Source organism: Streptomyces sp. NPDC031265 (assembly GCF_055570295.1).
Window position 1 is genome coordinate 239780 of record NZ_JBVIHM010000005.1, and the last position, 24047, is coordinate 263826.

The following is a 24047-nucleotide window of genomic DNA, read 5'->3' on the forward strand; positions in this document are numbered from 1 at the left end:
GGTCCGTAAGTGCCTATCGATGCAACGAAGGTGGAGTCTCCCGGTTGGTGGCTTCAGCGTCTTGGTAAGAAGCTGATTGACGAACGGGAGGACTACCGCGACGCGGATGGCGAGATTGAGCCGGGTCTCAACACGCTTCGACGCTACGCCGAAGGTAAGGCGCCGCTACCGCACGTGCCGGGGCTGGACCCCAAGGAAGTTGCAGAATGGATGAAGGACGCGCGTACCAACTGGGTCCGCCTCGTCGTAGATTCCCCGTCGGAGCGCATAAACGTTACTGGATTCCGGTCCAGTGGGGACGACAGCTCACCGAGTGTGGCGGACGTTGAGGCCAACCGGATCTGGCGTGAAAACGGCATGCGTGCGGAATCCCGGCTCGTCCATTACACCGCCCTGACGCAGCGACGTGCGTTCGTCCTTGTGGAGCGGGGCGATGCTGGCGCTCCCGTACTGACTCATGAAACGCCGCGACAGGTAGTCGTGGAGCATGTCCCAGGAAACCGCAGGAAGCTAGCTGCGGGGCTGAAGATGTGGCGCGACGACTGGACCGGAAACACCCGCGCTACTCTCTGGACGCCAGACCGGATTCATGACTTCGTGACGAAGTCGCAGGGGCCAGTGTTTTCTGGAAACGCTGCCCAGTTGCGCGGCTGGGACGCACTTTCTCTGCCCAGTACGCCGGATGGTCAGCGACCGAACGACCTGAAGGTTGTTCCACTGATCCCGTTCATCAACCGGCGCGTTCTGCGTCGTGACGGATTCGCGGAACACGAGGACGTACTCAGCACGCAAAACCGCATCAATCTGTCCCTGATCATGCTCATTGGAGCAATGAAGTACGGTGCTTTCCGGCAGCGTTGGGCCGCCGGGCTGGAGGTCGATGAAGACCCCATCACCGGTAAGAAGATTGAGCCGTTCCAGCTGGACATCCGGCGTCTGTGGACCACAGATGACCCCGAAGTGAAATTCGGAGAATTCGCGGCAACGGACCTGGTTCCGTATGTGCGGGCGGTGGAGGCTGCCGTTCAGGATCTCGCCGCGATCAGCAAGACCCCTCCTCATTACCTGATCGGTGCGGTAGTCAATGTCTCCGGCGACGCCCTAAAGGCCGCGGAGACTGGCCTCGTAGCCAAAGTCTCCGACCAGTGCGACGACTTCGGCCAGTCGTGGGAAGACACCATGCGCCTGGCCTTCCGTGCGGCGGGTGATGAGCAGCGGGCCTCGGACTTCAGTCTTGAGACTGTCTGGCGTGACCCTGAGTCCCGCACGGTGGCGGAGCTGGCTGACGCTGCTGTGAAGAAGCAGTCGGCCGGCGTTCCGTGGCGTCAGCGCATGGAGGATCTGGGGTACACCCCGACACAGATCGACCGCATGGAAATCGACCGGGCGTCTGACGCCATGGCGGCTCAGCAGAGCGTGGACGTTGTACCGCTTCGCCCGGCGCAGCCCCCCACCGACCCCCGCGCGGTGATCGGACGGAGTGGCGCCCGTGAGCCTATCGCCGCTTGACCGACGCTACGGCACTGCGGTGCGCGGTGTGTGGACCGGAGTTCTTGGGCGGGTTAACCGCTCCTGGACCGGTCTCGGATCCTGGCGCGGGGCCGACGTTGCCCGCTTTCAGCGCCAAGCGCTTCCCGTCATCCTTGCCGGCGAGCGTCAGGTAGCGAGCCTCACTGCCTCGTATCTGGAGCAGCTGTATCGCGACATCGACTCCCGGGCCCGGCGTGTGGCGCTCGACCTGGACGGCGTGACAGGGGAGGCACTGAGGGGCGTTGACCCCACTGACGTCTACCGGCGCCCGTTCAAGGAAGTGTGGTCAGCGCTGGCGGACGGCGAAGATCTGAATGTGGCGCTCCAGTACGGAGCGCACCGCCTAGAGACGCTGACGAAGACAGACCTCCAGCTAGCCCGCACGCACACTGTGCGGGCGGTAGGCGAAGACATGCCGCGCTTCACCTACACGGTGCGCGTCCTGCAAGGCGAGTACGACTGTGCGCTCTGCATGATCGCGTCCACGCAGCGTTACCACAAGCGAGAGCTAGCTCCGATCCATCCGGGGTGTGACTGCCTCGTCAAACTCGTCACGGCTGACGAGGATCCGGGCCAGGTCATCGATGAGGCGAAGCTAGACGCGATCCACCGCGCTGTGGACAAGGCTCTTGGCACCCATGACCGCGGAGGACGCGCAGTCGACTACCGACAGGTCCTCATCTCCAACGAGCATGGGGAGATCGGACCAGTCCTCAGCTTCCGCGGGCAGAAGTTCACCGGGCCGGACAAGATCAGTAACCACCCCAGTGGCGGGAACCACGAGGCGGCGCCCAACACTGGGACGCCGGAGCCCGTGACCCCACAGGCGTCTATCTCGGACGAACTGCGTGCGCAGCTTGACAGTGCAAAGGGCAAGATCCCGTCGACTCGGAGTGGGTGGACGAACGACCGGATGCATTGGGACCCGGACGCCGGTAAGTCGGTGTACGACTACCGGAGTGCGAACCTTGGAGGTCACAAGCTGCCTCCAGAGGCGTACGAAAAGCATCTTGACCGCGTTCTCGACGTTGGCCGCTTGCTGCATGGCGAGTTGTCCAGAGCGATGGATGAGGATGAGACGCTTCAGCAACTCCGCGTAGCGTTCGACGCGCTGGGACCGGACAGCTCCGCGGATGACATCCGCGCTGCACGACGGGCCATAGCGACGCGAGAGTCTGCGTTCGTCCATGCGTACGTGTCCAGCATCCGCGAGATGGGCGGCACTCCGCCTGCGGAGCTTGGAGACGTCGGTGAGCTGAATTTCCCAGGCACCCATGGTGCACCCATCGACTGGGAATCGCAGTTGGAGGAAGCGTTCACGCACTTCCCGGCGGCCTGGCTAAGCGTCATGCACGGCAAGACGATGCGTGTCGTCGGCAGTAAGCGCGCGTTCTACAGCTCGTCTGACGACGTCATGGCACTCTCTACGTGGGACTACTCGACGTACGACGGGGCGTTCAGCTCTGGTGCCGTCGAGGTGGCTGCACATGAGCTGGGTCATCGTATGGAGCAGTACATTCCGGGTCTGAAGCAGCTGGAGTACACGTTTGTACGGCGCCGGAACATGCTTGGGGACACCCTGCCTCCGCCTCAGAACCTGGCCGACCTGCTGCCGTACTACGACGCTGCGGCGAAGGAAATGACGTACGAGGACAAATGGGCCGACCCCTACACAGGCAAGACGTATGAGATGGTGTACGAGGCACTCATGGAAGACCCCGCCGAGGCGCCGTCCGAGGTCTTCCAAGTAGGACTGCAAGACCTTTACGGTAGGGGTACGAAGAAGTTTGGTGATGACGAGTTGCAGGCGTTCGTGCTTGCAGTACTGGCACTGCTCTAAGGAGGGTCGGCAATGGCATGGCGAGTCCAGTCCCGCACTGACTCTCAACGCTGGGCAGAGTACGCGGGCGGCTTCACCGCGGACCGAGAGACTGCGATGTCCGTGAAGGTGATCGCGTCCGGAGATATCCCTCTCACACCGACAGGGCCCACGTACACACCCGTCGGCGGTACGGATGAGACAGCGCTCTTTCTGGCATCCGTACTTGCCGTACCCGCACCTGACGTCAGCGGGGAGCCGCCACTGATACCCAAGGTCACGGCCGCACCTGACGACAGAGTCTTCTAACCGCACATAGCCCCCAAAGGGACCCGCTACAGCAGCGGGTCCCTTTGTCATGCCCGACATGGGCCGACGACTCCCGACAGGGGAAATTCAGCATGCTTCGAAACGCTCACTCGCGTCGTCATCTGCTAACGCTCGCCTCGTCTCCGTGGACCCTCTACGAGTCAGACCCGAACAATCAGGGTGGCGGAGGTGGTGGGGCCAGCGCCGGCGCTCCTCAGCTCAACGAGCACGGCTACCCGGACGGCAAGCCTGTCGCGGAGATGGACCCGGCCCATCAGGTTGCGTACTGGAAGCACCACGCCCGCAAGCACGAACAGCGCGCGAACGCTGCCCCCGACGCTGCGGAGCTGGAGCGACTGCGCGCGGCTGAGGTGGAACTCAACACCCGCAAGTCGGCGGAACTCACCGAAACGCAGCGACTCCAGAAGGAGCGCGATGACGCTGCGGCTCTGGCGGCTGCAAACGCTGCGCAGGCAGCTGCCGCAACGGCGGAGCTCCTGAAGCTTCAGGTTGCGGCCGACAAGCAGCTGACTTCCTCGCAGGCCGCTTGGCTCCGGGGCTCCACCAAGGAGGAGCTGGAGGCCAGTGCGGCTCAGCTGCTACAGGACTTTGCGCCCGCAGGCACTACGACGCCTCCGCCCCGCTCGGGTGGTCCGCGTGGCTCTGACGCGGGGGGCAGCACGCGCGACGTGAACGCAGGCGCGGAGCTCTACAAGCAGCGCCACAACAAGAACTGACCCATACCGGAGGACCACTTATGAATCTCGGACTCATTACCGAGTCGTTCAGCCAGGATCGACGGGACTGGCTCCAGGGCGACCACGGCACTGACATTGCCCTGAGCGTGACTCTCGACGTCAGCACCTTCACGGCTGGCACCCACTACCCGGACGGCTTCATCAGGAGTGGACTTCCGCTCGGCAAGATTACCGCGTCCGGTAAGTACGGCCTGTACGACGACACCAAGACCGACGGCCGTCAGACCTGCGTCGGCTTCCTTTTCACGGGTGTTGAGGTCGTGACGCGACGGGGCGCGACCCTGTCCAGCGCCGTCGGCTCCATGCTCGTCCACTGCGCAATCCGGGAGGCCAAGCTTCCCGTCGCCGTCGACGCCGCAGGCAAGACCGATCTCGGCGCCCGCGTCCTTTTCGTCTGAGAGAGGTAACCCATGCAGCTGATTGACGAGTTCGCGACTCCCGCGGAGCTCACCGGGTATGCGCGAGCGGCGCTTGCCGACCGCCCGGAGAACGAGCAGACCCTTGACCGCTGGCTTCCGAATCGGACCATCAATGACCTCAGCTACCGCTTCACGCGGGGCGGAGGCGGTCTGACGGAGGCTGCGACCTTCCGCGCCTACGACGCGTCGTCTGACGTCGGCGTCCGGCCCGGTGGGGCGCGCGTGAGCGGCGAACTGCCTCCTATCTCGCGGAAGATCCCCGTAGGCGAGTACGAGCGCATCCGGCGCCGGAACGTCGACACGCAGAACGCTGAGATCCGGGACGCCATGCTCGACGACGGCGTCCGTCTGGCCCGTCAGATCGAAGCGCGAATGGAACTTGCTCGCGGTGAGGCTCTGTTCTCGGCTGGCGTTTCCCTGAACGAGAACAACGTTCAGGCGTCGGTCGACTTCGGCCGCAATGCTGCGCACTCCGTGACGGCGTCAACTCCGTGGAGCACCTACGCCACGGCGAAGGCATACGACGACTTTCAGACGTGGCTGGACGTCTACGTCGCGACGAACGGTCGCCTCCCTGCGTACACGCTGATGTCGCGGACGATCTGGAACGCCCTCCGGCGCAATGCCCAGCTTCTCTCCATGTCGGCGAGCAACGGCACCACGCCCGCTGTGCTGACGAAGGACGGCCTGTCGAATGTCTTCTCAGACTTCGACATTCCCCAGCCGATCATCTACGACGCGCAGGTCTCCGTGAACGGAACCCCAACGCGAGTCACTCCCGTCGATAAGATCCTGTTCCTCCCCGAGTTCGGTGACGCCGTGGGCCAGACCCTTTGGGGTGTGCCGGTGGAGGCGGACGATCCGCGCTACGGCCTGGCCGGGTCTGCTGCGGGAATTGCCGTCGGTGCCTACAAGAGCGAGGACCCACAGACCGTCTGGACCCGGGCGACCGCCATCGCGCTCCCTGTCGTAGCGGCGCCGGACCTCACCTTCCAGGCTGACGTTCTCTAACTCGAAACGCGAGGCATTCACGCATGGCAACCCTGGCAACGTACGTTCACGTGACGGACGCCGACGGAATGGCCCACGTGTTCGGCCCCGCGGATGACGTCCCGGAGTGGGCACAGCAGCTGATCACCAACCCGAAGGCGTGGTCTGTGCCACCCTCCGCGCAACGTCACGCGGAGCCCGCCGTAAAGGCTCCGGTCAAGCGTGCGGCGCCCCGACGGAAGGCGCCCGCCAATGCCACTGATCAGTAGAGCTCAGTTGGAGGCACTGACCGGGCGGGCATACAGCGATGCCCAGTTCAGCGTCATCGATCTCATGACGACGGACGCCATCGCTGGGGAGGTGGGGGACCGGATCACCGATCCTCCGCAACCTGGCGTGGCGTCCGTCGCTCTGGCTATGGCATCGCGGGTGCTCGTCAACACGGCTGGTGTGAGCTCCGAGCAGGCGGGCGGAATGTTGGTCAGCTACTTCGCGTCGCAGATCGGCATGGCCATGACGTCTGATGAGCGGCGTCGCCTTCGGCGCGCCGTGGGTCTGGCGTCTGGCGCCTCGTCGCTGGACATCACCCCCGTGGAGACGACCTCCGCCACATGCTCTTGGACGTCGCCATGAGCCTGATCTCTGCCCTCATGTCGGAGACGTGGACCATTGAGCGGCCCGGCCCGTGGACGCGCGACTCTGCCGGCACCCGCGTGCCTGGCCCACCTGTCCGTATCACGGTCGATCGCTGCGCGGTAATGAGTCCGTACGGCGTCACGGTCGGCTCGTCCTCGGAAGAGCACGACGCATCGACCGTGGTGACGTCGCGGAGGGTGTTTGCCGCTCCGCTCGGGACCGACGTACGGCCCGCTGACCGCATCATTCGTGGGACGCCAGGCGCACCCGACTACGAGGCGTACGAGGTGGTAGGCCGCCCGTTGGTCTTCCCCCTGACGTCCCTGGCCCGCGTAGAGGCGGCGCTAGAGGAGGTGACCGGATGACCTACCGCTCCCGCTACGTCGGTCGGTTCAACGGCATCGGACGCATGCTGACTCGCCCGTGGTTGCACGCGCCCTGCCTGGCTGCCGCAATCAAGATCATGGAAGCGGCGCAACAGCACGCTCCCGTTGGCGACCCGGACGCAGACCCACACCCCGGGCTGTACCGGGACAGCTTCGAAGTGCGTACACATGTGAAGAACGCCCCCTTCCACGGGAAGCCCGCTCTCCGTGCAGGCGCCATTGTGGTGAACACCGCTTCGTACGCACGGGCCGTGGAGTACGGCAACGGCAAAGTCCAGCGATACAGCCCCTTCCGCAAGGGCATCGACGACGTCAAGGCAGGCCATCGTGAGTGACATCGAAACTGTCCTTGCGCCATGGCTGGAGACAGCTACAGGCGTGTTCAGCGCGGCTGAGACCCCTGACGACCTGGAGAACGTCCTCCCCATGATCCGGGTGGAACGGATCGGCGGCCCTGACAACCGATTCACCGCGCATCCCCGGGTGGCAGTCGATGTGTTCGCCAGCTCCGCAGATGGCGCACGGACCCTGGCTTTGACGGTACGGGATGCGCTCCTGGCTCTTCGAGGGCCCGCAGGCGGCGCCGTAGTGCGCGACGTCCGGTGCGACGCGGGGCCCTCTCGGCAGCCGTGGGCGAACGAGCGCATCCACCGTCGCGGCGCCACGTACACCGTGAGCCTCCGGGACGCCTAAACCACCTGAATTTCTGACCCGAATTGCCGATGCATTTCGGGTCTTTCGCATGCCCTGGAGGGCTGATGACGGATACCCGTAATGCCGATCTGACTTTCGGCGCAACCGATTACCTCGTGTACCTGGCTGCGGCGAACACTGCCGCACCGACGGCATTTGCCGACCCGGCCGCTAGCTGGAAGTGCCTTGGCTGGGTTACTACCGAGGGTGGCCTTTTCAAGATTGAGGGCGAGTCCAAGGACGTCAACGCGGCTGGATCGCTTGACGCGATTCGGACGCTGCGGACGAAGTCAACGAAGTCTGCGCAGGTTACTTTCCTGGAGGGACTGAACCCCCTCGTCCGGAGCCTCTACGACGACGTGGCGGTAACGGCGCTTCAGCCGACGACCGACATTGCGTCGTACGACCTCCCCGACAAGCCGGCCGACCTTAAGTACGCCTTCATCTTCGACACGATGGACGGCAGTAAGCGCATGCGGCTCTACATGCCGAACGGCCAGGTCTCTGACCGTGGTGACGAGCAGCCCCAGACGGAAGACGTTATGTCGGTCCAGATGACGTTCAAGTTCTTCAAGGGCACTTCGAACGCGGCTGCCGTGAAGCGCTACATCAAGTACGGCGGCGTCGACGTCTCCGGATTCTTCCCTGTCGGCCCCTGACTCACATTCCAGCGGGACCCTGTACCGCGCGGGTCCGGGGTCCCGCTTCATTCCCAATTCAGCTCCACAAGACCCGCGCACATCCACAAACTTAGGAGACCCGCGCAATGACCAACGTAACCCCCGCTGACGCTCAGGAGATCGAGGCGACGGAGGAATTCCTCACGGTGCCTCTCAATGACGTTGACCTGCGGATTCGCCCGGTCACAAAGTGGCGGCCGTCGCACTTCCGTGCACTGCGGGTCGTTGATTACGACACGTGGGCAGCGGGCGTGCTGCACGAGGATGACGTTCAGATCTTCATTGATCTGGACGCCACCCTTGAAGAGATCAACGAGTTTTCTACTTCCGCTATGGAAGCGGCCGGAGAGAACCCGGGAAAGTCTTCGGCACGCTCGCGATCCTCGCGGAGCACGCGGAAGCGCTAGAAGCGGATCTAGCGTGGCGGGGGATTGACCTCCTTGACGTCTATCGGGGACGCATGTCGCTCCGACGGCTGCGCGTTCTGATAGACCACCTCCCTCCGGAATCAGCCACCAAAACCGCGCTCCGCAACGCGACGGACCCCGACCTAATGCGGGAGGCATCGGCCGACTACAGAGCCGACCTCGCCCCGTGGAGCTCCGTCGAAATGCTGCTCGCCAGCATCAAAGACGAGCTCGTACTCAGCCGTGGCGTGGCCATCGCAGCTGCGGGCGGAAAGCCGCCGGAGTTCCACCCTGTTCCACGCCCGGGAATCACCCCGTCGACGTCGGCAGGCACCCGTAAACAGCTTACAGAAGAGCAGCGCCGTGCGCTTGACCCACGGCTCAGAGATGAGAGCCGGGAGGCGCAATGAGTGACCTGGATATTGTCGGTGGCGCCGCCGTTGACGTTGTTCCGATTGTTCCGCAGTTTCATACGAAGTTGAAAGCCCTCATCCTCCCCATTGCCGACAAGGTTGGTGAAGAGGCAGGACGCAAGATGGGGGAGGCGATATCAAAGAACATCGTTATCGCCATCCCGCAAGCCATCAACCAGGGTGGGAAGCTGGGCGTTGGAGCTGCCGGTAAGCAGGGCGACGATGCGGGAGGGGCTTTCGCACGCAGCATCCGGCGCAAGCTGGAAGCAGCTTTCAAGGCCATGCCGAAGTTGGATATCCGGCTCGGGGACACGGGCGTTGATGCCGAACTTGCCCGCATCCGGGCCAAGCTGGAACAGCTCTCAAACAAGCGCGTCGGCATCGACGTCAGCGCGGAAGCCGCGGAAGCGGAGATCACGCGCCTTGACGCGAGGCTTCGTGAGCTGGGCGCCCAACACCCGAACGTAGCTGTTCGCGCCGACACTGCCACCGCTCGCGCGGCACTTGCGGAGATCCGGGCCGAGATTGCAGCGGTGGGTGGTCGGAAGACTGTCGCCCTGGAGGTAGACGGCGCGTTCGGCACCAAGCTGCGCGCAGTCGTGGCGGATGCGCAGGCATCCCTTCCAGACATCAACGTTGACGCCGACACCTCACCGGCCCGCGCGGAGATACAGAGTCTGCGTGCTCAGCTTGCGGCACTGGCCGACGCGCGCGTTGGGATCGACGTAGACGCAGGCGAAGCGCTAGCGAAGATCAACGAGATTCAGACCCGGCTAGCTGTCCTGTCCCTCAAGTCGGCGGACATCGATGTACGCGTAGACGCTGCACGCGCGAGCGCACAGCTGGCGGCCCTCCAGGCGCAGGCTGACGACACCAAGATTTTCAGGATCACAGCCCTGGCGGACACGTCGCAGGCCAGTTCCGCGCTGATGGCTCTTGGTATCCAGATGGCGGTACTAGCGGCGATACCCGCCATCCCCGTAGGCCTGGCTGGGCTAGGCGCAATCGCCTCGATGGCGACAGCAGCCGCGGGAGGTGTCGGAGCGCTGGCACTCGTGGCCGTGCCCGCGATCCACGACATTACGGCGGCTCTCCAGGCCAAGAGCGCAGCAGAGAAGGACAGCACGACCGCAAGCGCCGCAGGGTCGACCGCCGGTATCCAGGCCACACAGCGAGCGCTTCAGATGGCCGGCGCGCAACAGGCGCTGGCAGCTGCGCACCGGAGTGCCGCGCAGTCCATTGTGCAGGCGAATAGAGCAGTCGAGGACGCGGAACGCGCGCTCGCGGATGCTCAGCAGCGTGCTGCGGATCAGCGTCGCTCGTCCGCAGAGGCGGTTGCCCGAGCGGAGCGAAGTCTTGCTGACGCACAGCGGGACGCGCTAGCTGCGGAGCAGGCACTCACTGACGCCCGACAGGCGGCAGCGCAGCAGCTCCAGGATTTGAACGACAAGCTGAAGGACGGACAGCTCAATCAGCGGGAGGCAACCCTCCGCGTCAAGCAGGCGCAGGAGGAGCTTCAGCGCGTTATGGCCGACCCCACGGCCACCGACCTTCAGCGGGAGGCGGCGCAGCTCGCCTTCGATCAGGCGAAGCAGCACGCTGATGAGCAGGTACGGGACTACAAGCGCCTGGTCGTGGAGGCCACGAAGCAGCGTGTTGCGGGTGTCGACGGCAACGACGCGGTGAAGGCTGCCGCTAAGCGGCTTTCGACCGCTCAGCGCGACGTGGCCGACCAGACGAAGGCCGTTGCCGACGCTCAGCGCGACGCCGCGCGTCAGCAACGCGAGTCCCTGAAGGCTGTTGCAGACGCTCAGCGTCGTGTGTCAGACGCCGTGCAGTCTGCGGCAAACGCTCAGGCATCGGCGGCAGACTCGATTGCCTCTGCGGAGCGCGGTGTTGAGTCCGCGCGGCTGTCCGGGATGGACACCACGACGAAAGCGATATCCAAATCTGACGAGTACCGTAAGGCGCTTGCGAAGCTGACACCGGAAGGCCGCAAGCTGTTCGACGCCATCGCCGGCCCGCAAGGGCTGAAAATTGCGTTCAATGAGTGGTCGCGCTCGCTCCAGCCGGAGGTACTGCCGCTATTCACCCGAGGCGTTGACGGAGCTAAGGCAAGTCTTCCGGGATTCACGCCGCTTGTCCTAGGGGCTGCGGCGGGTGTTCAGGAACTCATGGACCGCGCTTCAGCTCAGATGAAGACGCCGTTTTGGGTGGGCTTCAAACAGGATCTACGCGAAAACGTACAGCCTGCTGTGGTGGGCTTCGGCGTCGCGTTTGGCAACGTCGTCAAGGGCGTTGCAGGAATCATTGACGCATTCCTGCCGCACATGGACGGCATTGCGGCGCATTCGGACCGCATTACCGCGCGCTTCGCACGGTGGGGGACGAGTCTGAAGGGTTCGCCAGATTTTGAGAAGTTCCTTGCGTACGTCAAATCGACGTCGCCGGGCCTGGCTCAATTCCTCGGAGATATCTTCCGCACCTCCCTGGACGTGGCAAAGGCGTTGTCTCCGCTGTCGCAGACCATGTTTTCGACGCTGGAGCCTCTACTCAAGGCGATCAGCTGGCTTGCGGTAAACGCCCCGGAATTCGTGCAGACGCTATGGGGAATCTACTTCGCACAGAAGGCGATTGCGCTGGGGATGGCGCTCTTTGCTGGGGCTATGACGCTCTACGAGACGGCAGTAGCAGGGGCCACCCTTGTGACGGCTGGATGGGCAGTAGCGATCAATGCGACGGGCATTGTTCCGATCATTAGAGCAATCGCTATCGTGGTCGGTCTCATGGTCGCAGGGCTGATCTACGCCTATAAGCACTGGGGGATTTTCCACGCTGCCGTGGATGCTGCGGCTCGTGGAATTGGCGCCGTGGTGTCGCTCGTGTGGACAGGCATTCTGAAGCCGACGTTTGACGGAATGGCGTGGGCTATCCGGCATGTGGGTGACGGACTGACGTGGCTGTGGCAAACGATCATCTCTCCAGTGTTCGGGTTCATCGGAGCTGCGGCGCAGGTGCTCTTGACGGCCGTGGTCACTTTGGCACTCCTGCCTATATATCTGGCAGTGCAGACGCTCGGCGGCATTTTCACGTGGCTGTGGGACAAGGCGATCCACCCGGCTTTCGACAATATATCCGGTGCCGCAAAGTGGCTGTGGGAAAAGGTCATCGACCCTTTCTTTGGCCTGATCGGCGGCAAGGCGGAGTGGCTGTACACGCAGGCCATCGCGCCCGCAGCCTCCCACATTGTCGGAGCAGTGCACGACGTGGGCGCCGGAGTCCGGTGGCTATGGGATCACTCGGTTGACCCTATTTTCGGTGCGATAGCGGATAAGGCGGATTGGCTCTACACCCACGGAGTCAAGCCAGCATTCGGGAAGATCATGCAGGGTGTCAACGCTGTGGCGGATTCCTTCGCCACAGCGCGCGACGACATTAAGAAGGCGTGGGATCAGGTCGCGGATATCGCGAAGAAGCCTGTCCGATTCATAATCGACCACGTTTACAACCACGGAATTGTCCCTCTGTGGTCAGCCATCGCAAAAATCACCGGAGCGAAGAAGCTAGACAAGATCGATCTTGAGGGCTTCGCAACGGGCGGCGTAATGTCGGGCTACTCGCCCGGACGCGACGACAGGATCATTGCCGTGGGTGGTGGTGAGGCAGTTATGCGTCCGGAGTGGACACGTGCCGTCGGCCCTCAGTACGTCCACGCAATGAACGCTGCTGCCCGCTCAGGTGGCGTCTCTGGCGTCCAAAAGGCGCTAGGCGTCAAGGGGTATTTCCTCGGGGGCATCGTTGATTGGTTCAAGGACAAGGCACACGACGTCGGAGACTTCTTCACGACCGGGTGGAATTATTTGAATCACCCGGGCAGGGCGTTCGAGGTTGCGAAGGACTGGATCAAAGACCAGCTGAAGGGCATCGGCGCCGGACAGTGGGGAATTGAGCTGGCGAAAATGCCGCTCACCATGGTGAGCGACTTGAAGGACCAGGCACTTGATTGGGTAGGCTTCGGTGGCGGAAGTGGTGACTCTAGCGGTAACGGCGGCGCTGGCGTGGCTCGTTGGCGCCCCACGGTCCTCAAGGCGCTGAGTCTGCTGAGCGAGCCCAGCACATGGGCAGACACCGTACTCCGGCGGATGAACCAAGAGAGCGGCGGAAATCCTCGGGCTGTAAACCTCACCGACTCGAATGCCAAGGCGGGATACCCGTCGACGGGCCTTATGCAGGTAATCCGCCCCACGTTTCAGACGTACGCAGGAATGTACCGTGGTACCGGGCCCTTCATGTACGGCGTGAGTGTTGATCCTTTGGCAAATACGTACGCCGGCCTCAACTACGCGATCCACCGATACGGCTCTCTGTCCGCACTCAACCGCCCTGGCGGCTACGCGGAGGGCGGATTCCCCGACGTCGGTGAGCTCGCGTGGGTGGGGGAGCAGGGACCGGAGCTCGTGCGGTTCATGCACCCCGCGCAGGTCTATTCGCACTCCGACTCGTCGCGCATTGCTGCCAATTGGGGCGGTGTGCAGAGCGCTGGAGGACGAGGCGATATCCACGCGGACGTCCGGGTCTACGTCGGAGACCGCGAGATCACAGACATTGTCCGCACTGAGGTCGTGGCCCACGAGGCGCGCACCTCAGCAGACATCACTACTGGAAGGTGGTAACGCATGCCTGAGCCCGGTGACGACACGGTCGACCCGATCATCTATCAGGGCCGGCCACCGGAGGCTCCTCCGACAGACCCGAGCGACCACCCGGAGCCACCTCCCGGCGGGAGTGTGCTGGATCTCCCGCCTCCTCCGGGCGACCCTGTGGACCCGATACCGGACCCACCAATAGGTCCCGAACCCGAGCCACCCGCGGAACCACTGACGGAGCCAGACCCCGCGGAGGGCGGTGACGCCTGATGGTGGCAATCGCGGGCAACCTCTTGACCGACAATCAGGAGTCGGTCGAGACGGACGCCTCCGGGTGGACGGCTCTTGTCAACGCGGGCTCGTTGGTTCGCGCGGCGGGTGGCACGCTCGGGTCATTCTCGCTGCGTTGGCAGGCGACTGCCGCAGGAGACAGTCAGGTCGGCATTGCCACGCGGGCAGCTGTCACGCCTGGAGTCACCTACTGGTCCGCAGCGTCGGTCTACACCCCGCTCGCTGGCGGACAGTCGCGTCTAGAGATCCGCTGGTACACCTCCGGCGGATCTCTCATCAGCACGACACAGGGCCCGCTCATGACGGCCGCATCCGCCAACTGGGGCCAGGTCGCAGCAAGCGGCGTGGCCCCGGCAACTGCCGCGACTGCCCTCGTGGTCGTGCGGATTACGGCGACGGCTGCGGCACAAAGCTGGTTTCTCGACCGTGCACTCCTGATGATCCAACCGTCGGCCCTGACGTACAGCCTCTTTGACTGGCTGACGCAGGCCGTAGAGGTCGACGTCAGCGCGTGGACAGCTGCGCTGAACTGCACGCTCGCCCCGTACGCCACGTCAGTGGACTGGTATCAGTCCATGGCGGTTACGTCAGTGGCGGCCGGTGACGTCCAGGCGTACAACGCTGCACGACCAGCCGTCACGGCGGGCGTGGAATACATCGGGTATGCGTGGGTGGCTCCGTCGGTATCGGCTCTGACACTGCGCGTAGAGCTCTGGTGGTACGACGCTGGGGGGACGAAACTCTCCGAATCCACGTCCACGTGGACGCCAGCTAGCGCCACGTGGACCCGGTGCGCAGTCATCGCCACGGCACCCGCCGGGGCTGCATCCGTGCGGCTCGTCATCCGCCCGACTGCTACGGCCGCAGGGCAGGTGTGGGCGTGCGACAGGATGTATATCGCGCCAACGGCGCCGCTCAATATGACGAGCAACCTCATTGGCTACAACACCGCTGACTTCGAGCAGGATCTCTCGGGGTGGACGGCGTCAGGGTGCACGGTGGCTCAGTCGACGTTGCAGGTTTTCAACGGGGCCTACGCCCTGAAGGCCACGGCGACGGGCTCCGGAGACCTCACTCTGACACTCGTCACCCGAGTGCCCGTGACGCCGGGCGTGTCCTACCAAGTCTCGCCGGCAGCGTGGCGGACAGGGACGAGGAACTTCAGGAGTCGCCTGACGTGGTACAACGCCGCCGGCCAGGTCATCCGGTCACGAGCTGGCGACTGGGCGGGCGGCTCCTCGGTGTGGTTCGGTGGCCCTGCTTCCGACATCGCGCCTCCAGGAGCGGCGACTCTCCTCGCCACCATCAGCGTGCCAGGAAGCGCGGCCGGTGAAGTCTGGTACTTCGACCGTATCTATGTTGGCCCTGGTGGGCTGACGGTTCAGGCGGTACCAGCCGCGGGAGGTGGAGCTCAGCTCACCCTCAGTGGTCTGACAACCGGTGGGCCAACGTGGACGTACACCCTTCAGCGTCTCGGCGCTGACGGCAGCGTCCACCCGGTACGCGGCCCGTCCGGGGACATCATCAGCGTCACACCTACTGGCGATCTGGCGGTAATCACGGACTACGAGGCGCCGCTAGGCGTTCCGGTGTCGTGGCTGGTCAGGAGCGTGGGCCCCACGGGGTCGATGTCCTACATCAGCGACCCCCTGACGCTGGATCCTCCACCGGAGCTTTGCGCGTGGGTGAAGGACCCACTGAACCCAATTCGGTCTGCCGCACTTACCGTCGCCACGCTTCCGGACTGGCAGCGCGCTGCACGTCAGGGAGTCAGCACCGTACGCGGTGCGTCACTTCCCATCGTCATATCCGACGTGCGCTCCGGCCGCACGGGAGCGCTGACGCTCGTGACGGAGACGGCGGAGGAAGCGACCACCGTTGCGTGGATCTGCGAAACCGGCGGCACGCTGTTGATTCAGTGGCATCCCGACTGGGCCATGAGCGACATGTACGCACAGGTGGGTGACCTCACGGAGACGCACATATCCGAGTACGGCGGACACCATGACCGCACTTGGACGCTACCTCTCACGGAGGTGAGCCGGCCAGTGGGCGGTGTGACTGGTGCAGTGGACCGCACATGGCAGACGGTGCGGGACGGATACGCCGACTGGTACACGGTGCTGACGAAGTACGCGTCCTGGCTGGATGTGCGGACCGGGACGGAGATCTCCTAATGCGTCCTGTCTCCGCGGCATTCCTGGCTGCCGTCCCGTCCAGTCATTCCATCCGCACCCGCGTAGATGCCTACTACAACGGAGCGCTCACGGCTGCGGACATCCCCATCTCTGACGGCATGGTGACCCTGGACCGTGGCTCGAAGGTCAGGCGCTCACTCGCGCTCACGGTGGCTGACGTCAAGTATCTCCCGTGGGCCGCGTCGGATCCCCTGGCGGTCTACGGGCAGACGCTCGTGGTCAGTCAGGGGATTCCCCTTGGCAATACCACGGAGATGGTGACGCTCGGAACTTTCCGCATCGACGAGCCACAGGGGGACACCCTCACTGGGCCCGTGACGCTCACGGGAAAGAGCAGCGAAGTAGCGATCCAAGACGACCGCTTCATTGTCCCCACCTCAACCCGCGGCTATGCAACGTGTATTGATGCGATCACGTATCTCATTCGGCAGACGCTGCCTTCGGCCGTCATCGTCAACGCGACGTCAGATGGCAGGAATCCCGCATGTGCCGTTGCCACCTGGGACACGCAGGGGGGCCGGTGGGACGCTGTTGCCCAGATCGCAACGTCAATGTCGGCAGAGGTCTACGTCGATGCGACGGACCGGTTCGTCATTGCTGACCAACCGAATGTGAATACGGCTTCCGTTGTCTGGGAAATCAAGGACGGTGACGGCGGAACGCTCATAAACGCCGCGCGGCAGATGTCACGAACGGGCGTTTTCAACGCCGTTGTGGCGTCGGGACAGAACATGGCGGCAAACACTGCGCCGGTGAGCGCCGTTGCCTACGACACAGATCCGGCAAGCCCAACCCGTTGGGGTGGCCCGTACGGTCACGTACCCCGCTACTACTCCTCGGCACTGCTGACGACAACGGGCGCGTGCCTGTCCGCGGCTACCTACATGCTGGCGGACGCTATTGCTCCGAACATTCAGACCACTATCACGGCTGCGCCGAATCCGGCGTTGGAGGCTGGTGACTGCGTGCGGGTGACAGATGGCGGACGAAAGCAGCTATTCACCCTACAGACCGTCAGCATCCCGCTGACGGCTCAGGGGACTTCATCAATCACCCTCCGAGGCGGAAAGGCGGAATCGTGAGCAGCATGACAAAGGCGGTTCAGCGCGCCGCCTCACGGGCTGTCATTCAGTCCGGCCCTGCGTGGCTGCCGGCTACGGTGACGGCCGTCAATTCGGACGGCACGGTGGACATTACGACGGCGACTGGCCCTGTTGTCGGCGTCCGTCGCCTGCGCTCCTACAAGGGTGCAGCCGTGAACGACATCGTGAGTGTCACACGCGGCCCTGACGGAAACTGGCTGGTAGAGGGCGCAACGGCGAGTCTCAACCCGGCGTGGCAGCCTCTGACGCTCGCCTCGGGATGGGCGGTGCATACGTCTTTCTACACGCCCGCAGTGCGCCACAACGGCGACGGGACAGCGTCCCTCGCTGGCCTATCTCAGATGTCCGGGACCTTGGGAGCTGGTGTCACTGTGGCGACGCTCCCCGCCGGTACATGGCCCGCAAAACAAGTCCGGATCGCCGTCCAGGTAGCAGCCGGATTCTTCGGCGTCCTGACGATTCTGACGACCGGCGACATTCAGCTTGGCGACTACAGCGCGACGCTTCCGACGACCGGAAACAAATGGACTGAATTCGACGCCGTGGGCTCATACCGTCTCGTCTGACAACCCCCGACCACCGTCCGACGAGGACGGAAGGAGAAGTTATGCCCGGATATGATTCCCTGCTTCAGAATGTGCCGTACCCCAAGCTGTCCGACGCACCAAACATTGAAACGGCGATGGCCGCACTCGTTGCGTCGCTTGTCCCACTCGCCAACACCCGTTTTGCCAACGCCAACGCGCGCAACGCCGCAATTCCATCACCTGTTGCGGGAATGGAAACATTCCTTATCGCGGAGGCGCGGAAGGAACTGTACGACGGAACAGCGTGGGTGCCGTTGACGCCAGGTCCGTGGGTTCCGTTGACGTTCAACACGGGCTACACCGCGAATTCCGGCAACCCCGGTTTCCGCGTTGTCGGGGACATGGTCCAGCTTCGCGGGATTATCCAGAAGACGGGCGGAGGGCAGATGGTGACGTCACCCGCAAACGGATGGCTGGACGTCGCAACGCTGCCGATCTCTGCTCGGCCGGCAGTCACCAAGGACATGCCCATTGCCGTGGAGTGGCAGAGCAATAACCAGACCGCTCGCCTGTCTGTAGCCACTGATGGAACGCTCCGCATCGGCATCCTGACGAACCTGTCCGCATGGCCGACGTGGGCCAGTCTCGACGGCGTGCAATTCGCATCCGGCTCCTGACGCCGAACACCGCACAGCTGCCCCGCAACGTCGGGGCTTTTTCTATGCCCTGGGAGGGGATCGCATGTCTGTAACCGCAGCTGACGTCATCCGCATTGCTGACGCGGAGGTCGGCTATCACGAGGGCCGCGCAGGCGGTCACTGGAACAACAAGCAGAAGTACAGCCCGGCCGTTCCCGGCCTGGAGTGGTCGGACTATCAGGCGTGGTGCGCTACGTTCGTCAGCTGGGTCGCCATGAAGGCGGGGGCGCAGGATCTGTACCCGCGTACCGCCAGCTGCGCCACGGCAGTTGCGTGGTTCAAGCAGCGGGGCCGCTTCAGCGAGTACCCCGCGATTGGTGCGCAGGTCTTTTACGGTGGAGGCGGTGGGACCCACACCGGCATCGTCCGGGACTACGACGACACGTACGTGTACACCATCGAGGGCAACACCAACGCCGACGGTGGCGCGGAGGGCGACGGCGTGTACCGCAAGACCCGCGTCCGCCGGGACAGCTACGTGTACGGCTACGGGTACCCGAAGTTCGCTGACGGCATCAAGAGCGCAGACCCTGCGTACGCGAAGGAGGCGCCGAAGCCTCAGCCGTCGAAGCCCACTCCGACGCCATCGATTCCAACGGTGAGCCTCGCCAACGTGGTTGCCGCAGCTCGGCGTGACCCGGGCCTGAAGCAGGGCGGCACCACGCACCCGGCGGACGTGCGCATCGTGGAGGCGGCGCTCGTGGCTGAGGGGATGCTCGCCCGGTCCTACGCGGCTGACGGCAGCTTCGGTTCCCTCACCGTGGAGGCGTACAGGGGGTGGCAGCGCTCGCTTGGGTACCGCGGGTCCGACGCTGACGGAATCCCGGGCCTGACGTCGCTGACGCGCCTCGGTGACCGTCACGGATTCAAGGTCCGCGCCTGACATGAGCCCCGAAGTTGCTGTTGCGGTGATCACGGCCGCGTCCGTTCTGGGCGCTGCCGTGGTCGCTGCCATCCCCGCCCTCCTGGCGCTCCACCGCCGGACCACGGGCGCAGTAGAAGCGGACGGGGCGGCCACCCGCTCCGCAGTAGATGCACTTGGCGCCGCGCTCCACGCACGTATCGACGACGTCAGAGACGACGTGGACGGCGTCCGAGAGGACGTAGCGCGTGTACGCGAGTGGCAGGCCGGCCACGACGCCGAGCATCTGCTGATCAGCCGCCCCTCACGAGACGACTGAAAAGAATCTTGCTGCTAGCTGTCACATCTGGCGGCTACCGCCCCATTAGGTCCGTAGAGACATCTACGACTGAGGAGCGACCGCATGGGGCTGCACATCGGACTGATTGGCCGCGCACGGTCCGGCAAGGACACTGTGGGCAAGTGGCTGACGGACAACCGCGGATACCGACGCGTGGCGTTCGCGGACCCGCTCAAGGAGATGGCGCTCCGGCTGGACCCGATCGTGGAGGTCGACAACTGCGCCGATTATTACCGCCTGGCTGATGAGGTTGCGCTCTATGGCTGGGAGCGCGTGAAGGACGAGACAGAGGAAGCCCGCCGCATCCTCCAGGAGCTGGGCGCCTCCGTCCGCGCCATCGACCCCGACTTCTGGCTCCGCCAGGCGCTGGCCACCGTGGCTGACGTCGACGAGCGCACGGGCCTGCCCTGCGTCATCACAGACGTGCGTTACCCGAACGAGGCGGAGAGCCTGAAGCGGGCGGGATTCACGCTCGTCTACCTCGACCGTCCCGGCATCCCGCACCTCGACCACGAGTCGGAGGGGGCCATCCCGCCTGACGTCGCGGACCACATCCTGATCAACAACGGAACCGTGGCGGACCTCCATCGCGAGACGCACCTCATTGCGGACCGTATCCTCCGCACCGAATCCGGGCGCCATGAGGCGCGCATCTACTAGCCCGAAAGGCACTCACGTGACGTGGTTCCGTGATCTCTCCATCCGCCTGTACGTCAGTCTCCAGGTCTTTGCCGCGCAGGAGCCCGTCCGACTCCGCGCCGCACTCCTGTCCATCCTGATGGCTGGATCCGCCCTCATCCCTGCGCTGGGGGCAGGCAGCCTTGCGCAGACGCTTGCCGCAGCTGGCGCGGTAGTCCTCCCGGTCCTCGTGGGGGAGAGCGTACGAAGCAAGGTCACCCCAGTGGCTACCACTGAGTAGCCAGTAATCACCATGAAGCCCCTGCCCTCCTGACACGGGAGAGCAGGGGCTTTTTTGCGTTTCTTGACCTCCGCGCATCGTTACGCGGAGGAGGGAGATAGGTAGCCCTTACTGACGTATTCTCCGGACATGCCGACCTCACCCGGACCTCTGGCTGAGGTACTGCGTTCCCTATGGAGCGCAGTACAGCACTCAGTGCCAGAGCTACCAGACGTACGTATCGCCGTCTCCCCCCGGCCGACGCCGACGAACCACGGCGCGGAGCGCTGGCGAGAGGAGGACGACGGGACTGTCTCCGCACTCGTCGTCACCACCGAAACCCTGAAAGCAGGGGCGGAGGCCACGCTTACGCTTCTTCTTCATGAGGCCGCCCACCTACTGTGCTGGCGTCGAGGTATCCAGGACACCACCACAAGAGGTGCCTACCACAACCGGGCGTTCCTTGATGCAGCCGTGGAGATGGGTCTCCACTGGCCAGAGGGGCGTAAGCGAGTGGCGGGACGGGGCTTCTCGACCCCGGAACTGACGCCAGGCACGGTCGCTCTCTACGCCGACCACGTAGAGCAGCTAGCCAGTGTCATTCCGCACGTTCTGCCCCACCTGATTCTCCCCGATGAGAACAGGAGCGGAGTACCTGCGCGCCTCACGGTGCAGTGCAAGTGCGATGAGCCGCGCCGCTTCCAGATCTATCCTGCGGCACTGAGGCCGGGCCCCATCATCTGTGGCGTCTGCGGTAAGGAATTCACGTAACAAGTTTCGCGTACGGGGGGCGCGGTCTGGTCCGCGTGCAACACGCGCGGTACCCTGGCCGCGTCGTCCCCCACATTTGGAGATACACGCATGCCTGGATCTGCTCCCGCCCGGAGGAAGAGGGCATCTGTGGAGGCTCCTCCTCGGCTCCCAGATCTGCCCGTCCTTGAGCTCAGCACGCTGGAGGACGAGTCGACCGAAGCACTCGTTGCACGTGGAGCAGCCCTTGTCAGAGAACACGCCATTGTGGAGGGCCGCGGAACAGCGCTCCTTCGCAGCTGTGCGGTAGTGCTGGCAGCGCTCAGGCTGCGGAGTGTTAACAAAGACGGATTGCCTGACGTCACTGGCACTAGCCATGGGTACCGTGAGCTGGCGCGGGAGGTCTACCGCCGGGCGGGCATCGGCCCTGACGCAGAAGACCGCGTACAGGCGACTGTGCGGTACCACATTGCGAAGGTCATTCGCGAGAATCACTCCGACGAACAGCTGGAGTCCTACGGGCTGATTGTGGCGTCACCCGTAGAACGTCAGCGGGAGCGACGTCAGCGCGACTCGGCAGTACTGACGATGGCGCGGCATGAAGCCATCGCGGCTGCGCCGGCCCCTAAGAAGGGGAAGACAGCTGTGACGGCAGCTGCGGACACAGCAGCCGCAGTTACCCTGTCTGCGACGGGTGCCGTGCAGAAGGCGACGGCCGACCACCTGCGGCTCGGTGCCGGCGTACTGAACATTCTGGGACAGATGTCTACAGACGTCATCGACAGCAACATGACGGACGGACAGCGGGCCAAGCTGGACGAGCATCTAGCCGCCGTGCAGGCAGCCGTGACGAAGCTCCGTCGCCACACACGAAAGCGCAGGTCAGCGGAGTAGCGGCCTCGTCGTCGACGTCAGACCGCGTCCTCCCCGTGGCCAAACTGCCAAACTAACCCCCTATTTATACTTTCTCCCCTACGCGTTAGAGAGAAGTTGAAATAGGGGGTTAGTTTGGCAGTTTGGCCATCCCAGGGAGGCAGCTAAAAAATCTTGCTCCCCGCTGTCACATCTTGCGGTTACCGCCCCATTAGGTAGGTAGAGGCACCTACGAGGCGGAGGCAGCATGGCAGGAGTACGCACACTGAAGCGCGGCGCGAGTCGCTTTTACATCGACCCCGACGACGGGGACATCAAGGTTCCTGGCGTGACGTCTGTTGGGGGCATGCTGCCGAAGGACTTCCTCACCTTCTGGGCAGCGAAGGAGGCCGCAGAGGCGGCCGTCAGCAACTGGGACATCGTCTCAGAGCTGATCAAACGCGACCCGAAGGGCGCGGTTGACTACCTCAAGAACGCCCACCGACGGAAGACGACGGCTGCGTCGGACCTGGGCAGCGCGGCGCACGACCTCTTTGAGCGCATGTCGCGCGGAGAGAAGATCAACGACCGCTCCGTGCACATAGACCTGAAGCCGTTTGTCCGGTGGTTCCGGGAGTTCCTTGCGGAGATCAAGCCGCGCTTCCTGCACCTGGAAGAGACCGTCTGGAGCGACACACACAAGTACGCGGGCTCCTTCGACGCCATCGCAGAGGTAGACGGCGAAGTCGTCCTTCTGGACTGGAAGACGTCCGCGCGGGTGTACGACTCCGTAGCCCTCCAGCTGTCCGCCTACCGCTACGCGGACCGCATCATCCTGGCGGAGTCGGGGGAGTCGGTCCCTGTGCCGGCCACGGTTGGCGGCGCGGTTCTCCACGTCCGCCCGGAGGGCTGGCAGCTTGTTCCGGTGAAGTGCGACGAGGAAGTGTTCGACACCTTTCTCCACCTGCGCGGCGTCTTCGACTGGGAAGTCCACGGCAAGCGAGCCGTTGTCGGCCGCCCCATTGCTGGTGGCGGGGAGCTCGTTACGGGCACGCAGAGGCGGGCAGCGTGAGCAGACTGGGCAGTCCGACAGGCCAAATGCGCCGCCACTTCACCCTTGAGCGTCTGAAGGGTGGCGCAGACCGGGGAGTGATCGACCGGTTGGAGACGGCCGCACTGGAGGCTGTCCGCCGGGAGAACGAGTCTGGAGGCCACGCTCGCCACGTCGTTGCGGAAGTCGCTCGCGTGCTGGGCGTGGACATCGACGAGGGGCCCGGACACCGCTGGGACCCGGACCACATGTTGCGAGTCGTGAAGGTGGTCGACGAGATCCGAGAGAAGCGGGATGACCTTGCGGAGGAGGTTGAGCTCTGGAAGTCCCTCGCACAGCGTCAGGACAACACCGCCCCGCTCCGCTCAGCGCTCAGCATCGTTGAGCGCGAGCGCGACCACTGGCGTGCGCGGTTCGAAGGCGCGCAGGCGAACGCTGAGTACGTTCGCGACCGGTACAGCCACCCGGACGAGGTGGAGGAGCTGCACGCCACCATCGTGCGCCAGGCGCGCGAGATCACACGACTGAAGGGGGAGAGCGAGTGACGGAGCGAGACGCGACTCGGCAGACGGCAAGTGATCAGGGCGCGGCTTTTACTATCGGCGTATACGCGGGCTTTCTGGGCATAGTGGCGCTCGAAGCGCTGCCTGTGTGGGTGGTACTGATCGGGCTGTACGAGCTGTTCTCGACGGCTCCCCACCCAAGCTACTGGTCGGCCTTTGTGGGCGTGCTTCTCGTGGAGTCGCTGCGGATGGCCCGACGCAGCGCCGCCAAGTAACGCAAACCACACA

The 24047-nt window shown here is 64.2% G+C and carries 22 protein-coding genes; all 22 read left to right on the plus strand.

Annotated features, from left to right (window positions below; translation table 11 throughout):
- The first annotated feature begins 9 nt into the window (after positions 1-9).
- The 22 genes from ACZ499_RS11275 to ACZ499_RS11380 all read left to right on the plus strand — a co-directional run bounded on the left by ACZ499_RS11275 (position 10) and on the right by ACZ499_RS11380 (position 24034).
- Positions 10-1509, plus strand: coding sequence for a phage portal protein (locus ACZ499_RS11275; RefSeq protein ID WP_468673872.1), 1500 nt, complete (start codon positions 10-12; stop codon positions 1507-1509).
- A complete protein-coding gene (locus ACZ499_RS11280; RefSeq protein ID WP_468673874.1) occupies positions 1490-3370 on the plus strand; it encodes a hypothetical protein in 1881 nt (626 codons plus the stop codon). Before ACZ499_RS11275 ends, ACZ499_RS11280 begins: the two co-directional genes overlap by 20 nt.
- A gap of 380 nt (positions 3371-3750) precedes the next feature.
- Positions 3751-4395, plus strand: a complete 645-nt coding sequence (locus ACZ499_RS11285; protein WP_468673877.1) for a hypothetical protein — start codon at positions 3751-3753, stop codon at positions 4393-4395.
- 20 nt (positions 4396-4415) lie between these two features.
- Positions 4416-4814: a head decoration protein gene (locus ACZ499_RS11290; RefSeq protein WP_468673878.1), complete on the plus strand. Its 399-nt coding sequence runs from the start codon at positions 4416-4418 to the stop codon at positions 4812-4814.
- 12 nt (positions 4815-4826) lie between these two features.
- The gene (locus tag ACZ499_RS11295; protein WP_468673880.1) at positions 4827-5846 is read left to right on the plus strand and encodes a major capsid protein; all 1020 of its coding nucleotides are present in this window, start codon (positions 4827-4829) and stop codon (positions 5844-5846) included.
- A 231-nt stretch (positions 5847-6077) separates the two neighbouring features.
- Complete coding sequence (locus ACZ499_RS11300; RefSeq protein WP_468673882.1) at positions 6078-6458, plus strand: hypothetical protein; 381 nt, start codon at positions 6078-6080, stop codon at positions 6456-6458.
- A gap of 364 nt (positions 6459-6822) precedes the next feature.
- The gene (locus tag ACZ499_RS11305; protein ID WP_468673884.1) at positions 6823-7182 is read left to right on the plus strand and encodes a hypothetical protein; all 360 of its coding nucleotides are present in this window, start codon (positions 6823-6825) and stop codon (positions 7180-7182) included.
- Positions 7183-7605: 423 nt separating this feature from the next.
- Positions 7606-8199, plus strand: coding sequence for a phage tail tube protein (locus ACZ499_RS11310; protein WP_468673887.1), 594 nt, complete (start codon positions 7606-7608; stop codon positions 8197-8199).
- A 107-nt stretch (positions 8200-8306) separates the two neighbouring features.
- Positions 8307-8627 (plus strand): hypothetical protein, encoded by a 321-nt coding sequence (locus ACZ499_RS11315; protein ID WP_468673891.1) that lies wholly within the window; start codon positions 8307-8309, stop codon positions 8625-8627.
- 406 nt (positions 8628-9033) lie between these two features.
- Positions 9034-13713: a transglycosylase SLT domain-containing protein gene (locus ACZ499_RS11320; RefSeq protein WP_468673894.1), complete on the plus strand. Its 4680-nt coding sequence runs from the start codon at positions 9034-9036 to the stop codon at positions 13711-13713.
- 242 nt (positions 13714-13955) lie between these two features.
- Complete coding sequence (locus ACZ499_RS11325) at positions 13956-16154, plus strand: hypothetical protein (RefSeq protein WP_468673897.1); 2199 nt, start codon at positions 13956-13958, stop codon at positions 16152-16154.
- Positions 16154-17257, plus strand: a complete 1104-nt coding sequence (locus ACZ499_RS11330) for a DUF5047 domain-containing protein (protein WP_468673898.1) — start codon at positions 16154-16156, stop codon at positions 17255-17257. Before ACZ499_RS11325 ends, ACZ499_RS11330 begins: the two co-directional genes overlap by 1 nt.
- Complete coding sequence (locus ACZ499_RS11335) at positions 17254-17844, plus strand: hypothetical protein (RefSeq protein ID WP_468673900.1); 591 nt, start codon at positions 17254-17256, stop codon at positions 17842-17844. The genes ACZ499_RS11330 and ACZ499_RS11335 overlap by 4 nt, the downstream gene beginning before the upstream one ends.
- 41 nt (positions 17845-17885) lie before the next feature.
- On the plus strand, positions 17886-18482 hold the full coding sequence (locus ACZ499_RS11340; protein WP_468673903.1) for a hypothetical protein: 597 nt from the start codon (positions 17886-17888) through the stop codon (positions 18480-18482).
- A 64-nt stretch (positions 18483-18546) separates the two neighbouring features.
- Positions 18547-19386, plus strand: a complete 840-nt coding sequence (locus ACZ499_RS11345) for a CHAP domain-containing protein (RefSeq protein WP_468673905.1) — start codon at positions 18547-18549, stop codon at positions 19384-19386.
- A 1-nt stretch (position 19387) separates the two neighbouring features.
- Positions 19388-19684 carry a hypothetical protein gene (locus tag ACZ499_RS11350; RefSeq protein WP_468673908.1) on the plus strand — a complete coding sequence of 99 codons (297 nt, stop codon included), beginning with the start codon at positions 19388-19390 and terminating at the stop codon, positions 19682-19684.
- Positions 19685-19768: 84 nt separating this feature from the next.
- A complete protein-coding gene (locus tag ACZ499_RS11355) occupies positions 19769-20365 on the plus strand; it encodes a deoxynucleotide monophosphate kinase family protein (RefSeq protein ID WP_468673910.1) in 597 nt (198 codons plus the stop codon).
- Positions 20366-20753: 388 nt separating this feature from the next.
- A complete protein-coding gene (locus tag ACZ499_RS11360; RefSeq protein WP_468673912.1) occupies positions 20754-21374 on the plus strand; it encodes a hypothetical protein in 621 nt (206 codons plus the stop codon).
- A gap of 90 nt (positions 21375-21464) precedes the next feature.
- Positions 21465-22247: a hypothetical protein gene (locus ACZ499_RS11365; protein ID WP_468673914.1), complete on the plus strand. Its 783-nt coding sequence runs from the start codon at positions 21465-21467 to the stop codon at positions 22245-22247.
- Positions 22248-22473: 226 nt separating this feature from the next.
- A complete protein-coding gene (locus ACZ499_RS11370; protein WP_468673916.1) occupies positions 22474-23277 on the plus strand; it encodes a PD-(D/E)XK nuclease family protein in 804 nt (267 codons plus the stop codon).
- Positions 23274-23801, plus strand: a complete 528-nt coding sequence (locus ACZ499_RS11375) for a hypothetical protein (protein ID WP_468673918.1) — start codon at positions 23274-23276, stop codon at positions 23799-23801. Before ACZ499_RS11370 ends, ACZ499_RS11375 begins: the two co-directional genes overlap by 4 nt.
- Positions 23798-24034, plus strand: a complete 237-nt coding sequence (locus tag ACZ499_RS11380; protein WP_468673919.1) for a hypothetical protein — start codon at positions 23798-23800, stop codon at positions 24032-24034. Before ACZ499_RS11375 ends, ACZ499_RS11380 begins: the two co-directional genes overlap by 4 nt.
- Positions 24035-24047: the final 13 nt, after the last annotated feature.

Bases quoted from the DNA above. Each gene is read 5' to 3' on its own strand.
- ACZ499_RS11285 (WP_468673877.1), top strand. From the start codon at position 3,751: ATGCTTCGAAACGCTCACTCGCGTCGTCATCTGCTAACGCTCGCCTCG.
- ACZ499_RS11290 (WP_468673878.1), top strand. From the start codon at position 4,416: ATGAATCTCGGACTCATTACCGAGTCGTTCAGCCAGGATCGACGGGAC.
- ACZ499_RS11295 (WP_468673880.1), top strand. From the start codon at position 4,827: ATGCAGCTGATTGACGAGTTCGCGACTCCCGCGGAGCTCACCGGGTAT.
- ACZ499_RS11300 (WP_468673882.1), top strand. From the start codon at position 6,078: ATGCCACTGATCAGTAGAGCTCAGTTGGAGGCACTGACCGGGCGGGCA.
- ACZ499_RS11305 (WP_468673884.1), top strand. From the start codon at position 6,823: ATGACCTACCGCTCCCGCTACGTCGGTCGGTTCAACGGCATCGGACGC.
- ACZ499_RS11310 (WP_468673887.1), top strand. From the start codon at position 7,606: ATGACGGATACCCGTAATGCCGATCTGACTTTCGGCGCAACCGATTAC.
- ACZ499_RS11315 (WP_468673891.1), top strand. From the start codon at position 8,307: ATGACCAACGTAACCCCCGCTGACGCTCAGGAGATCGAGGCGACGGAG.
- ACZ499_RS11320 (WP_468673894.1), top strand. From the start codon at position 9,034: ATGAGTGACCTGGATATTGTCGGTGGCGCCGCCGTTGACGTTGTTCCG.
- ACZ499_RS11325 (WP_468673897.1), top strand. From the start codon at position 13,956: ATGGTGGCAATCGCGGGCAACCTCTTGACCGACAATCAGGAGTCGGTC.
- ACZ499_RS11330 (WP_468673898.1), top strand. From the start codon at position 16,154: ATGCGTCCTGTCTCCGCGGCATTCCTGGCTGCCGTCCCGTCCAGTCAT.
- ACZ499_RS11340 (WP_468673903.1), top strand. From the start codon at position 17,886: ATGCCCGGATATGATTCCCTGCTTCAGAATGTGCCGTACCCCAAGCTG.
- ACZ499_RS11345 (WP_468673905.1), top strand. From the start codon at position 18,547: ATGTCTGTAACCGCAGCTGACGTCATCCGCATTGCTGACGCGGAGGTC.
- ACZ499_RS11350 (WP_468673908.1), top strand. From the start codon at position 19,388: ATGAGCCCCGAAGTTGCTGTTGCGGTGATCACGGCCGCGTCCGTTCTG.
- ACZ499_RS11355 (WP_468673910.1), top strand. From the start codon at position 19,769: ATGGGGCTGCACATCGGACTGATTGGCCGCGCACGGTCCGGCAAGGAC.
- ACZ499_RS11360 (WP_468673912.1), top strand. From the start codon at position 20,754: ATGCCGACCTCACCCGGACCTCTGGCTGAGGTACTGCGTTCCCTATGG.
- ACZ499_RS11365 (WP_468673914.1), top strand. From the start codon at position 21,465: ATGCCTGGATCTGCTCCCGCCCGGAGGAAGAGGGCATCTGTGGAGGCT.
- ACZ499_RS11370 (WP_468673916.1), top strand. From the start codon at position 22,474: ATGGCAGGAGTACGCACACTGAAGCGCGGCGCGAGTCGCTTTTACATC.